General features: G+C 64.9%; 14 protein-coding genes. 3 read left to right on the top strand and 11 right to left on the bottom strand.

The features are described from left to right. Positions 1 to 93: 93 nt before the first annotated feature. Positions 94 to 1,641 carry an RNA-binding protein gene (locus QMX83_RS14845; RefSeq protein WP_282297420.1) on the bottom strand — a complete coding sequence of 516 codons (1,548 nt, stop codon included), beginning with the start codon at positions 1,639 to 1,641 and terminating at the stop codon, positions 94 to 96. Positions 1,642 to 1,831: 190 nt separating this feature from the next. On the opposite strand from QMX83_RS14845, the gene rtcR reads away from it, so the two are divergent. Next, on the top strand, positions 1,832 to 3,427 hold the full coding sequence (gene rtcR, locus QMX83_RS14840) for an RNA repair transcriptional activator RtcR (protein WP_282297419.1): 1,596 nt from the start codon (positions 1,832 to 1,834) through the stop codon (positions 3,425 to 3,427). A 210-nt stretch (positions 3,428 to 3,637) separates the two neighbouring features. Here rtcR and QMX83_RS14835 read toward each other — a convergent pair whose 3' ends face one another. Further along, on the bottom strand, positions 3,638 to 4,351 hold the full coding sequence (locus tag QMX83_RS14835) for a CPBP family glutamic-type intramembrane protease (RefSeq protein ID WP_282297418.1): 714 nt from the start codon (positions 4,349 to 4,351) through the stop codon (positions 3,638 to 3,640). Positions 4,352 to 4,558: 207 nt separating this feature from the next. Here QMX83_RS14835 and QMX83_RS14830 point away from each other — a divergent pair, with 207 nt between their 5' ends. Further along, positions 4,559 to 4,894: a hypothetical protein gene (locus tag QMX83_RS14830; RefSeq protein ID WP_282297417.1), complete on the top strand. Its 336-nt coding sequence runs from the start codon at positions 4,559 to 4,561 to the stop codon at positions 4,892 to 4,894. Positions 4,895 to 5,053: 159 nt separating this feature from the next. Here QMX83_RS14830 and QMX83_RS14825 read toward each other — a convergent pair whose 3' ends face one another. From QMX83_RS14825 to rpmB, 9 genes are all read right to left on the bottom strand, one after another. Then, on the bottom strand, positions 5,054 to 5,461 hold the full coding sequence (locus tag QMX83_RS14825) for a HigA family addiction module antitoxin (protein ID WP_282297416.1): 408 nt from the start codon (positions 5,459 to 5,461) through the stop codon (positions 5,054 to 5,056). A 462-nt stretch (positions 5,462 to 5,923) separates the two neighbouring features. Further along, positions 5,924 to 6,478, bottom strand: coding sequence for a hypothetical protein (locus QMX83_RS14820; protein ID WP_282297415.1), 555 nt, complete (start codon positions 6,476 to 6,478; stop codon positions 5,924 to 5,926). Between the two features lie 45 nt (positions 6,479 to 6,523). Then, positions 6,524 to 6,850, bottom strand: coding sequence for a low molecular weight protein tyrosine phosphatase family protein (locus tag QMX83_RS14815; RefSeq protein ID WP_282297414.1), 327 nt, complete (start codon positions 6,848 to 6,850; stop codon positions 6,524 to 6,526). Between the two features lie 26 nt (positions 6,851 to 6,876). Then, complete coding sequence (locus QMX83_RS14810) at positions 6,877 to 7,368, bottom strand: YfbM family protein (protein ID WP_282297413.1); 492 nt, start codon at positions 7,366 to 7,368, stop codon at positions 6,877 to 6,879. Between the two features lie 97 nt (positions 7,369 to 7,465). Next, entirely contained in the window at positions 7,466 to 9,658 is a 2,193-nt protein-coding gene (uvrD, locus tag QMX83_RS14805) for a DNA helicase II (protein WP_282297412.1), read from the bottom strand. A 52-nt stretch (positions 9,659 to 9,710) separates the two neighbouring features. Further along, on the bottom strand, positions 9,711 to 11,090 hold the full coding sequence (locus QMX83_RS14800) for an FAD/NAD(P)-binding protein (RefSeq protein ID WP_282297411.1): 1,380 nt from the start codon (positions 11,088 to 11,090) through the stop codon (positions 9,711 to 9,713). Positions 11,091 to 11,121: 31 nt separating this feature from the next. After that, the gene (cls, locus tag QMX83_RS14795; protein WP_282297410.1) at positions 11,122 to 12,540 is read right to left on the bottom strand and encodes a cardiolipin synthase; all 1,419 of its coding nucleotides are present in this window, start codon (positions 12,538 to 12,540) and stop codon (positions 11,122 to 11,124) included. Between the two features lie 116 nt (positions 12,541 to 12,656). Continuing rightward, positions 12,657 to 12,824: a 50S ribosomal protein L33 gene (gene rpmG, locus QMX83_RS14790; protein WP_170272460.1), complete on the bottom strand. Its 168-nt coding sequence runs from the start codon at positions 12,822 to 12,824 to the stop codon at positions 12,657 to 12,659. Positions 12,825 to 12,834: 10 nt separating this feature from the next. Then, on the bottom strand, positions 12,835 to 13,071 hold the full coding sequence (gene rpmB / locus QMX83_RS14785; protein ID WP_125362384.1) for a 50S ribosomal protein L28: 237 nt from the start codon (positions 13,069 to 13,071) through the stop codon (positions 12,835 to 12,837). Between the two features lie 257 nt (positions 13,072 to 13,328). On the opposite strand from rpmB, the gene QMX83_RS14780 reads away from it, so the two are divergent. Continuing rightward, positions 13,329 to 14,621: glycosyltransferase (locus tag QMX83_RS14780; RefSeq protein ID WP_282297409.1), on the top strand; the 1,293-nt coding region annotated here is incomplete at its 3' end.

The following is a 14,621-nucleotide window of genomic DNA, read 5'->3' as shown; positions in this document are numbered from 1 at the left end:
CATTCGCCGGGCCAACATTGAAACGGAATTCCTGGGCCGTGCCCGGCTGGCCCCATTGCCAGCCGGGCGGTCCCGCGGCGACGTCCTGTCGCCTTACAAAGCCAGGTCCTGGATGCGCTGCACCCAGCCCGCCCCGTCATCGGATGCGCTGGCCACCTGCCCGAGCAGGTCGAACACCGCATCGCTGAAGCCACCGATGTGCAGCACGTCCTGGCGCTGCACGGTCTGGCTGCTGGTGGTGGGCTGCAGGTCGATGCACACCAGCCGCGCCTGCGGGCAACGCTGCTTCAGCGTCTCCCACTCGCGCATCGTGGCGGTGCCACCGCCACCGCGGGTGTCGCGCCAGCTTTCGTTGTCCGACACCAGCACCAGCAGGTCCACCTGCGCCCGCTTGGCGTTGAGGTACTTCAGCGGCGCACTGACAGCCGTACCTCCACCGTTGATCGCCAGCTGGCGCGCCAGGGTCATCACGCTGTCGCGTGGGTTGACCCGGATGTGCCGGACCTCGGTGTCGAACGGCAACACCTGGGCCTGCGGCTGCCCGCGCAGCACACACGCCGCGATCAGCGCCGCCACGTCCACGCAGCGTGCCGCGGTGGTCGCGCCCTGGCGGTAACCGGTCACTGGCGACTGCATCGAGCCGGACACGTCCACCGCCACCACCACCCGACCCTGCAATACCGGCACCGACGCGGTCGCCACTTCCATGGCGTCGTGCAGCGCTTCCAGGATCGGCAGCGGCAGGTCGTTGGCAGCGTGGTACGCCATCATCAGCTGGTACGGCAGCACCCGGGCGCGGCGGATCTGCGCCGGGTCCCGCAGCTTGGCGGCCATGGCCTGCACCATCGCCTCGTCACCGAACACGCCGTGGCGTGCGAAGGTGTTGAGGTTCATGCGCAGCTGCTGCCAGGACGCGTTGCGGGCCAGCATCGACCACTGCGCCGTATCCAGCGACAGCGCACTGAAGTACTGGAACGGCAGGTCGGGCGGCGTGCCCACCGGTGCCTGCTTGAAGGCTTCATATGCCTGCAGCAGCGCCGGCAGCTTATCGGCTGCATACGGACGACCGACGATCCACGCGTACAGCGCCTCACGTCCGGCATCGGCCGGCTTGGGGTGCACCATGCGGATCACGTCCGCCAGCGACGGCTGCTGACCGATGGCCGCACGCACCAGCGTTTCCGCCGAGGCCTGCTGCACCCACTGCCGCACCAGCCGCTTGGGCAGCGAGCCCAGCGAGCGCCGGCCCACCTGGCCGCTGCGCATGATCTGCACGAAGGTGCGCAGCTGGCGACCGTTGTCGATCACCTTCGGAAAGGCCCGGGCAAACGATTCCGGATCACGCAGGCTGAGCAGTGCCAGCAGCAGCACCGGCATGTCCTTCATGTGCGCCTTCTGGCGTGCATACACTGCGGTGCGCGCCACGAAGCCCGGCTCGAGCTGCTCGCTCAGCGCCAGCACCTGCTCCAGCTGGCTGTCGGCGTCGCTATAGAAGGTGCTGTTGAGGCAGCCCGTGCCGGCGAACAGCGCCAGTGCCGCACGCGGGTCGCGCTTATAAGCCAGCCCACCGGCTTCATTGACGGTGGTCGCCTGCGGCAGCACCGCGCCGCGCATCCGCGAGAAGAGAGAAAGGTTGGCCATGTGCTTCGTCCTTGGCGGGAACAGCCCGCGTCGTGTCTTGCTGGGTATAGAGCAATGCCCGTGCCAACTTTTGCGCAAGCTTGTTATCGCATTGATTTAGTTATGTTTTTATCGGGCACGCCGCTGGATCAGCCACACCAAGGTCCGGTTTTGTATATAGTGATCGCGCCTGATTTATACGGATGTATACATGGACAAGCGGCAGGTGGTGTTCGGCATGCTCGGCACCCAGCTCGACACCGGCTCGGGCCCCAAGCGCTGGGAGAAATGGCGGCCCACGGTCGCGCTGGGCATGCACGAGGACTTCGTGCCGGACCGCGTGGAGCTGCTGCTGGACGAGCGCCGCTTCGGCAAGCTCGCCACGCAGGTCTGCGAGGACCTGGTGCAGGTGGCCCCGGACCTTCAGGTGCATCGGCACGACGTGTACATGGCGGATCCGTGGGAATTCGAAGGCGTCTATGCCTGCCTGCATGACTTCCTGGCCGCCTATCCGTTCGCACCGGACGAGGAGGACTACTACCTCCACATCACCACCGGCACCCACGTCAGCCAGATCTGCTGGTTCCTGCTCACGGAAAGCCGTCACTTCCCGGGCCGCCTGCTGCAGACCTCGCCGCCGCGCAAGCAGGAAAGCGATCAGGCCGGCACGTATGCGCTGATTGATCTCGACCTTTCTCGCTACGACCGCATCGCACAGCGTTTCGCGCAGCAGCAGCTGCAGGACCGCGACTTGCTCAAAAGTGGCATCGCCACCCGTAACGCGGCCTTCAACCGGATGATCGAGCAGATCGAGATCGTCGCCACGCGCTCGCGCGCGCCGATGCTGCTGACCGGCCCCACCGGTGCCGGCAAGAGCCACCTCGCCCGGCGCGTGTTCGATCTGAAGAAACTCAAGCACCAGCTGCCAGGTCGCTTCGTCGAAGTGAACTGCGCCACCCTGCGCGGCGACGGCGCGATGAGCACGCTGTTTGGCCACACCAAGGGTGCCTACACTGGTGCCGCCAGTGACCGCGCCGGTCTGCTCCGTTCGGCCCATCAGGGCTTGTTGTTCCTGGACGAGATCGGCGAGCTGGGACTGGACGAACAGGCGATGCTGCTGCGTGCACTGGAAGACAAGCGCTTCCTGCCGGTCGGCAGCGACCGCGAAGTGGAGAGCGATTTCCAGCTGATCGCCGGCACCAACCGCGACCTGCAGGCAGCCGTGCGTGCGGGGCGTTTCCGCGAGGACCTGCTGGCGCGCTTGAACCTGTGGACCTACCAGCTGCCCGGCCTGGCGCAGCGACGTGAAGACATCGAGCCCAACCTCGCCTTCGAACTGGAGCGTTTCTCGCGCGAGCAGCACCAGCAGGTGCGGTTCAATGCCGAGGCCCGCGCGCGCTATCTTGCCTTCGCAACGGGTGCGGATGCCGCATGGACCGGCAACTTCCGCGACCTCGGAGCCTCGGTCATGCGGTTGGCAACGCTGGCCAATGCCGGGCGCATCCAGACCGAAGGCGTGGAAGAGGAGATTTCACGATTGCGGCAGCAGTGGTCGGGCGGAGATACCCCTTCCCCGCTGGATGCGTTGCTGGGTGACGGGGTACAGGAACTGGACCGTTTCGATCGGATCCAGCTGGAAGACGTGGTCCGGGTGTGTGCGCAGGCCAAGTCGCTGTCAGCGGCCGGCCGCGAGCTGTTTGCCGTGTCACGCACCCAGCGCGCCAGCACCAACGATGCGGACCGGCTGCGCAAGTACCTGGCACGGTTTGGCCTGGACTGGGAACAGGTGCGCGGCGCGCACAGCTGAGCCTGACTGAGGAGACGCGCATGGCGCGTCACTACGCAGCACCTGACCGGGGTAGAGTCGGTCGCAAGACGACTGCCGATAGCAGTGATCGGCAGGGTAACGCATGACCGGTAACGGAGAAGCGCTTCTTCGCCCAAATGTCGGTCGTTAAGGCAGTAATCCATGCTACTGCCGGCCGTCTGGCGACCCAGCCTACCGCTCACCACAGAATCATCCAGCGTAGGCACCGAAACCATAGGTTAGAACCCAGGACAATAATGCGGCATTGTATATTCCGTGCAGGAGCGCCCGTTGCGATAGACCAAACTCATGTTTCAGAGCGAGCCAGCTCAACGTAAGCGAGAACGCGAACGCGGGGATAGCCATATCGCTGTGAGCCAAGGCAAATATTGTTGAGACAATGAGAATGGCAAGCACTCGAGGCGACACCAACCTCGAGAGCCAAGACGGCGTGACGCCTTCGATTCCTCTGAGCGCAAGATGTCTCGCCAGCTTCTCTTCAAATAGCGGCGAAACAACTGCGGCACCTATGAATCCAGCAACTATGTCAATGCGCTTCAAGCGTTGAGGATCTGGAAATGAGAGGCGCTTGGCATCAGGAAGCGCATAAACAATCAGCCACACAGCAAAGAACGCTGCTGCGACGGTGAGTGCCACAACGAGTACTGTTACTGACCAAGGCCTACGCGGCTCTTCAGGGAACAGCGCAACCATGAGCAAGAACGCCATCGCCTCAGTGATGATTTTTGCACCATATATGCCGGCGTCGGCTAACAGCGCTCCGATGAAGCTCACTGCTACCCAGCTAACAGCTGCACAGATCAGGAAGTTCTCTGGAGTGGGTAACGGCCTCTTCATGAAATCCTCTGATAGCAGGCACTGAACGAGATGCTCCCGGTCGAACTGCACCGGGAGCAACTGCATTACTTTGCCATCAGGTTGTATGCGTCGTACAGGTCGCCAGACGAATGCCGATAGCAGTGCGCAGCAGCGGAGAAGCGCTTCTCCGCTCGAGCTTCTGTCGTTAAAGCAGTAATCCATGCTACCGGCGGTCGTCTGGCGACCGACCCTACCTTTCGCCACATCCGGTATCGCATACTGATCGCCCTCTCACAAGGAAGCGGAAAACACATGGCGGCGAGCGACTTTGATGTGGAACTGGATGAGCTGAAACGCAGATCTGTAGAACGACTCTTCGCTGCAGAGGTGTTCGATGCCCCGGCATTCGAGGCACTGTTGCGATATCTCCGTGGCAAATCCGTGCAGATCAAGGAAGAGCACGTGGTATCCAAACAGGTACTGCAGTGCCTGCTCCTTGCCAAAAGTTCCATTGAAAGCCGATCGGAGTATCTGCCCGAAGTCCGGGCCGGATTGCCCATCGCGAACGAGTTCAGCTACTTGTTGGCCATCATTGCGAATGGAGAAGCGTACGAAGACCGCAAGCCGGGTGTTCCGCGCATCATCTGAGCATCCCCGCGCGGGGTGGCCAAAGCCGCGCGCAATCCGCATTGGTAGAGTCGGTCGACAGACGACTGTCGATAGCGGTGATCGGCAGAGTGACGCATGACCGGTAGCGGAGAAGCGCCTCTCCGCCCGGACATCAATCCTTCAGGCGCGAAGACGTCTTCACCATACGCCCCACTCCTTCGACCCCTGCATCGGAGCTTCGCCGGCATCCTCTAACGCGGGCAACGGCGCGATCCGCTCGGCAGGATGCGGCACCTGGCGCTCGGCCAGTTGCAGATCGAAGCGCACCTGCAGGTTCATCCAGAACCAGGGCGAGGTGTCGAAATAGTGCGCCAGACGCAGTGCCGTATCGGCGCTGATGGCGGTAGAACCGCGGGTGATGGTGGCGATGCGGGTGTGCGACACCTGCAACGCTTCGGCGAGGGCGCGACTGGAGAGCTTCTGCGGGCGCATGAAGTCTTCGACCAGAATCTGCCCCGGGTGCAGTAGGGGGATGTCGCCGCCACGTGGCATGGCGGTCATGGGGTGTTGTTTGATGACGGGTACGTCCGGTCCGATCTTGTGCATGGCAAACCTCTCTGGGGTGTACGGCTCCCGCCGGGATGGCGGGAGCCGGGAGGTTAGAACCGTGACCAATCAGCAACTCGAAAAGAACGGCGGGCGTATTTCCCCTTGCGGGGTCTTTTATTAGCCACCCTCCCGACGCTGGACGTACGTTCCGGCGCAGGACAACGTTGTTGATCGGTCAGGGATTCTACGCCCCGGGGACTACCTTGCAGGAGACGAACCACAACGGACATAGCCAATTGCGAAAGAATCGTGGCGGATTCCCGGCGCACGAGCAAACGCCGCGACGCAATCGGCACGGCGTGATACGGGAACGCTTGTGACAGTAGGCGTGCGCGCGTGAGTTGAATATGCGTACGGCGCGGCTACGGATGTTTGAAAATGTGACGCAAATTCGCATTTCTGCGAGGTGCGAAGCACCGCCCAATGTTGGAATTGGGTCGATTGCGACACACCACGTGATTACGCGGTGCGCACCACACGTGCACCCTGGCACAGCGGGTAGGTTGCTACCAGCTCGGCGATGCGTTCGTTCAACGTATCGAAGCTGCTGCCATACAGGTACAGCGCCGTTTCGGTCGGGCCCTGCCACCAGCTGCAGACTTCGCCCACGCCTTCGATGTTCGCCACGATCTTCTCGAACAGCTCGTTGGAGTCGTACTGTTCGTACACCTCGTCCGGCAGGTCGGTGCCGTTGAGGTACAGACCCAGCCCTTCGGTCACGCCGAACGCTTCGTCGGGCGCGCCGGCGCGCTGCACCACCGAGCCCTTCGGTGCGCCCAGCTGATCCATCAGCGCGATGATCTTGGGCAGGTCGTCGGCATTGTTCAGTGCGACTTCGATGTCGCCGTATTCCACTTCGCCGTCGTCCGTGAGTGCGGTGCCGCCACCAACGATCTCGCCCAGCGTTGCCCCTTCCAGCAGACCCTCAAGCGGGTCTTCGAACAGCACATGGCGGTGTTCGGGCTGCAGACGGGCGTTGAGTTTGAGGGTGACGATGAAGGGCGTGTCGGTCATGGCGGCGTTCCGGGGGTGGTCGCGAAGCATTGTACGGGGCGCGGGTCAGCGCAGGTGGGGTGGCACTTTCCGCTTCAGCAGCTCGACCAGCATCGGGTCCATGAAGTCGTAGTCATCCGGGATGTCCAGGCAGATGATCCGCTTGCCGTTCAACCACTGCCGGTGACGGCTGGACAGCCGGTTGCGGTGGGCGCGCTCCATCACGAAGATGATATCGGCCCACTGCAGCAGCTCCGGGCTGACCGGCACCTCGGCGTCGGCCAGCAGGCCAGCCGAGGCGGTTTCAATGCCCGGCCAGTCGGCGAATACCTGTTCGGCCGTTGGGCTGCGCAGGCGGTTCTGGCTGCACAGGAAGAGGACGTTACGACTCATTGCAGCCCCTGAATCCGTGGCGCGCTTCAGTTGATGAACCGAAGGACGGCATGCCCACTGGCGGCGGCTTCTCGATAGAAAGCCACCAGGTCAGCGTGGTACTCCAATATGTAATCAAGGCCTTCTTCGCCTTCTTCTTCCCAGATGTTCGGGTAGATTTCCGCAGCATCCATGGCAGCCCCATCAAATCGCGCGCGCAGCTCGGAGACCGGAATCCGCGCCAGCGCGGCGTCCACGGCAGCGACCTGTTCGGCGGATATCCAGCAGGCCGGGCCGTAACCGATGTCCTCGCCGATTTCCTGCCCACCCAGCACGGCTACTGCCAGCGGCCCCTCGACCGTGTCGGCACCCCCGTTCAATAGGAAGTCCAACGCATGCCACGCCTTGTCCAGGTCGATATGACGTACGTCTGCTCCCCTCTCTTCCTCGTCCAGGAAGGGAATCACGCCTGAAGGATCCTCCAGCAGAGTCTCCAGGCGTGCCACCGGTAGCGAAACAAGATTGCCCATCATCGACATCGTCAGCTCCTTTCATCCGTGCAGGGGGCGTAAGTTGTTCGACGTTTTATCACACGAACCGGTCGCGCCGGTTGAGATCGCCGGGCAAAGCCCGGCGTTACAGCACCGTCAGGTTGGCGTAGGCCATCACCAGCCACTTGCTGCCGGCTTCGGCGAACTCCACCTGCACGCGCGCGTGCGCACCGCTGCCTTCATAGTCGGTGACCATGCCCTCGCCGAACCGGGCGTGGGTGACCATGGCTCCCAGCTTCAGCGGCGGGGCTTCGATGGCGGTGTGGCCCATGACCCGGTTGGCCCCCAGCGAGGCCGGGCGGGCGATCTGCACCTTCGGCCGCACCTCATTGAGCAGTTCGCGCGGGATCTCGCGCAGGAAGCGCGAGGGCACGTTGTAGTTGTCCTGGCCGTGGATGCGGCGCGACTCGGCGTAGCTGAGCACGAGCTTCTGCCGGGCGCGGGTGATGCCCACATAGGCCAGGCGACGCTCTTCCTCCAGGCGGCCACTTTCCTCCAGCGAGCGGGCACTGGGGAAAAGACCGTCTTCCATGCCCGCCAGGAACACCAGCGGGAACTCCAGACCCTTGGCCGAGTGCAGGGTCATCAGCTGCACGCCCTCCTCGCCTGCCTGGGCCTGGCCTTCGCCGGCCTCCAGCGAGGCGTAGGACAGGAAGGCGACCAGCTCGCTCATGGTCTCGCCGGTTTCTTCGATGTCGTCCTCGCGACGCGTGAAGCGCGAGGCGACCGAGATCAGTTCGTCCAGGTTGTCCGAACGTGATTCGGAATCGAGCGTGTTGCGGCTTTCCTTGGCCCAGTGCTCGCGCAGGCCCGAGCGCACCAGCACATGCTCGATGCGCTCGGCCAGGGTCATGTCGCCGGCTTCATGCTGCAACTGGTTGACGAGGGTAAGGAAGCCGGCCAACGCGTTGCGCGCACGCGCGGCCAGTTCGTTGCCCTGCGCGGTGAGCATGGTGGCTTCCCACAGCGAAATGGCCTGGCTGCGGGCCAGCCGGCGCACCTCGTCGAGGGTGCGGTCGCCGATGCCACGGGTGGGCGTGTTCACCGCGCGCTCGAAGGCAGCGTCATCGTCGCGGTTGGTCATCAGACGCAGATAGGCCAGTGCGTCCTTGATTTCGGCACGCTCGAAGAAGCGCATGCCGCCGTACACGCGGTACGGCACCTGCTCGGAGATCAGCGCTTCTTCAAACGCACGGGACTGCGCATTGCTGCGGTAAAGCACAGCGGCGTCGGCGTAGCTGCCACCGTCGCGGACCCACTGGCGGGCGCGTTCGACCACATAGCGCGCTTCGTCCATTTCGTTGTAGGCCGCATACAGATCGATGGGTTCACCGTCGCCGCTGTCGGTCCACAGTTCCTTGCCGATGCGGTCGGGGTTGTGCGCGATCACCGCATTGGCCGCGCCGAGGATGTTGGCGCTGGAACGGTAGTTCTGCTCCAGGCGCACGGTCTGCGCACCCGGGAAGTCTTTCAGGAAGCGCTGGACGTTTTCCACCTTGGCACCGCGCCAGCCGTAGATGGCCTGGTCGTCGTCGCCGACCACGAAGACGTGGCCGCTGTCACCGGCCAGCACGCGCACGAACGCGTACTGGATGGCGTTGGTGTCCTGGAATTCGTCGACCAGGATTTCGCGGAAGCGCGAACGGTAATGCGCCAGCAGTGCGGGGTTGTCGCGCAGCAGCTCATGGGCGCGCAGCAACAGCTCGGCAAAGTCCACCAGGCCAGCACGGTCGCAGCGCTCCTGGTAGGCGGCGTAGGCCTGGCGCATCGTCTCCAGCCAGTGGTCGCTGGGTTCGGGCTGGATGTGTTGCGGACGGCGGCCTTCGTCTTTCTGCTCGTTGATCCACCAGGCAATCTGCTTGGGCGGGTACTTGCTGTCGTCGATCTCCAGCTGCTGCACGACGCGCTTGACCAGTCGCAGCTGGTCGTCCGAGTCCAGCACCTGGAAGCTGTCAGGCAGCTTGGCTTCGGCGAAGTGCAGGCGCAGCAGGCGGTGGGCCAGTCCGTGGAAGGTGCCGATCCACATGCCACGGCTGCCGTGCGGCAGCTGCGCGTCGATGCGGTGGCGCATTTCGCCGGCGGCCTTGTTGGTGAAGGTGACCGCGAAAATGCCATGGGTAGGCACGCCGAAGACTTCATGCAGCCAGGCGATGCGGTGGGTCAGTACGCGGGTCTTGCCGGAACCGGCACCGGCCAACACCAGATGGTGGCCGGGCGGGGCGGACACGGCCTCGCGCTGGGCGGGGTTGAGCCCGTCGAGCAGGTGGGAGACATCCATGACGCCATTTTACCCCGGCCAGTGGCGCGCCGGGGCAGCGCACGCAACGGGTTCAGCCAATCGTGGCGCGCGCGGCCTGTTGCGCCTGCACGCGCAGTTCGGGAATGGCCAGGCTTTCCCACAAGGTACCGATGCGCAGGCTGCCCACCAGCCACAGGCCGGGTTGCGGCATGCCGTGGGCGTCATGCAGCTGGCCGCTGTCCGGATCGGCGTCCAGACCCAGCCCGTGTGGGCCGGGGCGCGCATGGCCGTCGGCCAGCAGCTGTTGCAGCACCGGATTGCGCAGGCCCAGTGCGCGGATCTCCACGCCGGTGGCGTTGATCAGCGCACCGACGTTGAACGGCGGCGTGCCGCGCCCGTGCACTTGAAGCGTGGCGTCCTGCACCAGCACGGCATCCAGTCGCGCGCGATGGCGCTGCAGTTGGCCGCTCTGTTCGGCCGTGGCCAACTGCGCGTGCACGGACTCGGCGATGCGGTGGCGGTGCACGTCCCAGTAACGCACCACATGACGCAGGAAGCGGCGCTGGTCAGCGGCATCCAGGCTGCGCCACAGCGCCTGACCCAGCGGGCGGATGCGATCCATCACCGCCTGCCACGGCAGACCCTGTGCATGCGCGGCGCGCACGTGGGCGCGCAACTGGCGCATGCGCGCCCGCAGGGGCAGCTGCAGCAACGGCTGCGGATCGAAGTCGGCGCTGCCGCCATGCGCGTGCGGCAGCGGCAGCAATGCATGCCGCGACAGCACATGAATGCGGCCGCGATGGCCCGCCGACAGCAGCGAGACCACACAGTCGGCCATGCTCAAGCCGGAACCGATGATGGCCAGGTCCTGGTCGCCTGCCAGCATGCGCACGCCGTCGTAGTCCCAAGCGTCCACCACCCTGCCGGGCGGCAGGGCGTTGCCGGCGGGCAGTGGCAGCGGGCGCATGCTGTTGCCACAGGCCAGTACCACCTGCGCGGCCTGCCAGCTTTCGCCTTCTGCCTGCTGCAGCCGATGCCCGCCGGACTGCGGCTGCAACGAAACAACTGCATCGTGGACAACCTGCAGGCTGCCGGCGCTGGCGGCTTCTGCTTGGGTCAGGCGCTGCTGCAGGTAATCGGCGTAATCCAGGCGTGGCACATACTGCTCGGCCAGCGTGGCATCGGGCGCTTCGCCGCGCGCGCGAAGATGGTCGAGGAAATCGCCGGGTTGCTCGGGGAATCCGCTCATCTTGCCGACCGGCACGTTGAGCAGGTGCTCGGGCCACGGCGTGGCGTAGGCAATGCCCTGCGCCAGCGTGGAAGCCGGCTCGAACAGCGCAATGCGCTGGCCAGGTGCTGCCGCGCGCAGCGCGTTGATCGCGGTGAGCACGCCAGCGGCACCGCCACCGATGATGGCCAGGTCCACCTGGCAGGAAGGCTGGATTTCCGTCATACGGGCATTGTAGGCCATGCGCTGCGATGCTCCCTGACTCTGCCCTGCGCTACATCAGCGCATCAGCGAGCCGCGCGATGCCTTCGCGTGATCGCTTCCATGCGGGGCGCTCACGCCAGCTGCGCAGATCCAGCTGCGTGGCGTGCTTGAGGTAGTCGTCTTCGATATGGACAAGCTGCCGCACCATGCGCGCGTCATAGCAGAGCAGGCCGATTTCGGCGTTCAATGCGAACGAGCGGATGTCGAGATTGATCGAACCGAGCAAGGCGATGTCGTCGTCCACGGTGAGGTGCTTGGCGTGCAGGAAATGCGGCTTGTACAGGGCGATGCGCACGCCACAGCGCAGCAGCTCGTCGTAGTAGGCCTCCTGCGCCCACGCGGTGAGCCGCTGGTTGTTGCTGGCCGACAGAATGAGCTGCACCTTGACGCCGGAGAGCGCGGCAATGCGCAGCGCACTGAGGGTGGCTTCGTCGGGCACGAAATACGGGGTGACCAGGACGATGCGGCGACGCGCCAGATGGATCAAGGCGTTCACGGCATCGCGCGCATTGCTGTAGGGATAGGCGGGACCGCTCGGCAGCAGCTGGGTGGGCATGTCGGCGGCGCAGACGGGCACGCTGGCCATCACGTCCAGACGCTGCCCGGTCTCGATGTACCAGTCGCTGGCGAACACGGCTTCTAGGTGGGCGACGGCCGGACCGCGCACGCGGGCGACCAGTTCCCGATTGGAGAAGCCGGGCACGAAACCGGCCTGGGCCAGGTTCTGCGAGCCGACGTAGGCGACCTTGTTGTCGATGACGGCGATCTTGCGGTGGTTGCGCAGGTCCATGCGACCGCTGCGCCGCCAGCGCAGACCACCGGGCAGCATGGCGCGCACGTCGACTCCGACCGCCTGCAGGCGGTGACGGTAACGGCGCAGACCGCGCTTGGCCCCGACCGCGTCGAGCAGCAGGCGGCAGTGCACGCCACGGGCGGCGGCGCGCTGCAGGGCGTCGGCGACGGCTTCGCCGACGGCGTCGTCGAACATCAGGTAGTACAGCAGGTGGACGCGCTCGCGGGCCTGGTCGATGTCGGCGAGCAGGGCCTGCAGGGAGTGGTCGTAGTCGGTATGCAGCTCAACCGCGTTGCCGTGCACGGGCATGAAGTCGCCTTGGCGTTCGACCAGCGGGACGACTTCGGCAATGGCGGTGTCTTTGGGCGGATTCCAGCGCAGCAGGCGCTGCAGCCCCTGTTCCTCTCGGATGACCTGGGAGGCTTCGGCCTGGCGCTGCACGCGCTGGCGCGACAGCCAAGGATGGCCGAACAGCAGGTAGGCCGGCAGCCCCAGCAGGGGCACGAAGCCAACCAGCAGCAACCAGCTGCGGGCCGCCCCGGGCGTGGTGCGGGTGGGAATCCAGAACAGCGCGGCCAGCCGGATCAGCCAGTCGAGCAGCAGCAGCCATGAGCCCAGCACCCATTCGAACAGCATTGTGTCGCCCGCCTGGAGGTGGGGCCAGTGTGCCACGGACGATGTGATGGAAAACCGGCCAACAAAAAACCCGCCTTGCGGCGGGTTTTTCGCGGGGATCGGGTAATCCGGGTGGATTACTTGATCTTGCCTTCCTTGTACGGGACGTGCTTACGCACGACCGGATCGTACTTGGAGAATTCCATCTTCCCCGGGGTGTTCTTCTTGTTCTTGTCGGTGGTGTAGAAGTGACCGGTACCGGCGGTCGAAATCATACGGACCTTATCGCGCTTGCCTGCCATGATCGTTTACTCCTCAGACCTTTTCGCCGCGCGAACGCAGCTCAGCCAGAACGGAATCAATGCCGTTCTTGTCGATGGTGCGCAGTGCATGCGCGGAAACACGAAGCTTCACCCAGCGGTTTTCGCTGGCAACCCAGAAGCGACGTTCGTGCAGGTTCGGCAGGAAACGACGACGGGTCTTGTTGTTGGCGTGCGAGACGTTGTTACCCGTCTGCACTCCCTTGCCGGACACCTGGCATTTACGGGACATTGCGCACCTCGATAGTAGTCATTGTCAGCCCATAGCCCGGGCGACGGCGGCCTCGGCGGTGACCCGCCACACGTCAAGAGAATCAAAGGGTTACGCTGTCGAAGGCGAGCCGGAGGACGTGTTCCCGGCCGCCAGCCAGGTCAAAACCGGGCACAGCGAGCCGCGCATTATGCACGGCCAGGTCAGTCGGCGCAAGGGGTTATCCACAGGGGAAGGCTGAATGTGGATACTCGGGTTCCCCCACAACGGATCTGCTCATGCGATTTCTGGTCGTGACCTACGGGACCGAAGGCGACACCCGGCCGCTGGTGATGCTGTGCCATGGGCTGATGCAGGCGGGGCACGAGGTGATGCTGCTGGCCGAAGGCGGCACGCTGGAATCGGCGCGGGTGCTGGGGGTGCCGCATGCGGCGCTGGAGGGCGACATCCATGACGAGGTGGTGGCGCTGGTGTCGCGCGGTAATGACCTGGGCGCGGCTGCGCGCGGGTTGGCGCGGATGGCGGCGCGGCATGTGCCGGAGTGGATGCGCCAGGCCGATGCCGCGGCGGTGGGGTGCGATGCGGTGCTGACCGGTGGGCTAGCCGCGTTTGTGGGCATGAGCGTGGCCGAACGGCATGGAATACCGGTGATCGGACTGGGGATGATTCCGCTGACCCCTACTCGCGCCTTCGCTACGCCGTTTCTACCGCGCCTGCGCTTGCCCGGCCTGTTGAACCGGTGGAGCTACAGTGCGGTGAACCATGCAGTGTGGCGGACTTTCAAGCGGCCGATCAATGACGCACGCGAGGCGATGGGCATGCCGCCACGGCGAACGCTGTGGCGCGATGTGCCGATGCTGTATGGGATATCGCCGAGTCTGCTGCCACAACCGGCGGACTGGCCGGCCGATCATCAGGTGTGCGGGCAGTGGCGAGCGCCTGACATGGGCTGGACGCCTGATGCGGCGCTGCAGACATTTCTGGATGCAGGCCCTGCTCCGGTCTATCTGGGCTTTGGCAGCATGACCGGGTTTGATCGCGAACAGGTGCTGCCTGCACTGCTCGGTGCGTTGGCACCGCGCCGGGTGCTGTTGTCGCCGGGGTGGGTCGGGCTTCCGGACATGCCGCTGCCGCCGAATGTGTTCGTGGTGGGATCGGTGCCGCATGAGGCGCTGTTTCCGCGCTGTGCGTTTGTCATTCATCACGGCGGGAGCGGGACCACGCACTCGGCGTGTCGTGCGGGGGTACCCTCGCTGGTGATGCCGTTTGCGGCGGATCAGTTGTTCTGGGCGCGGCGGTTGTGGAATCTGGGCCTGGCACCGGAGCCGTTGTCGGTGAAGCGGTTGGATGAAGCTTCGCTTGAGCGGGCGATCGGGTTTGCGGAGTTGACGCAGACGCGGGAGCGCGCGGCGGCGTTGGGGCGGGCGATGGCCGAGGAAAATGGCGTGGCGACGGCAGTTGAGTACGTTGAGCATCACGTGGGCCGGCCAATGGCCGGCACCACGAGGGTCACGACCCACGGTCGTGTCCAAACCGCGGGGTTGCCCCCCGGTGAGGGCGGGCCGGGCCCG

It is taken from the genome of Stenotrophomonas sp. PS02289 (assembly GCF_029960115.1).
GTDB lineage: Bacteria > Pseudomonadota > Gammaproteobacteria > Xanthomonadales > Xanthomonadaceae > Stenotrophomonas.
The sequence above is the reverse complement of the archived record's forward strand: the minus strand, read 5'-3'. Positions and strand labels throughout refer to the sequence as shown.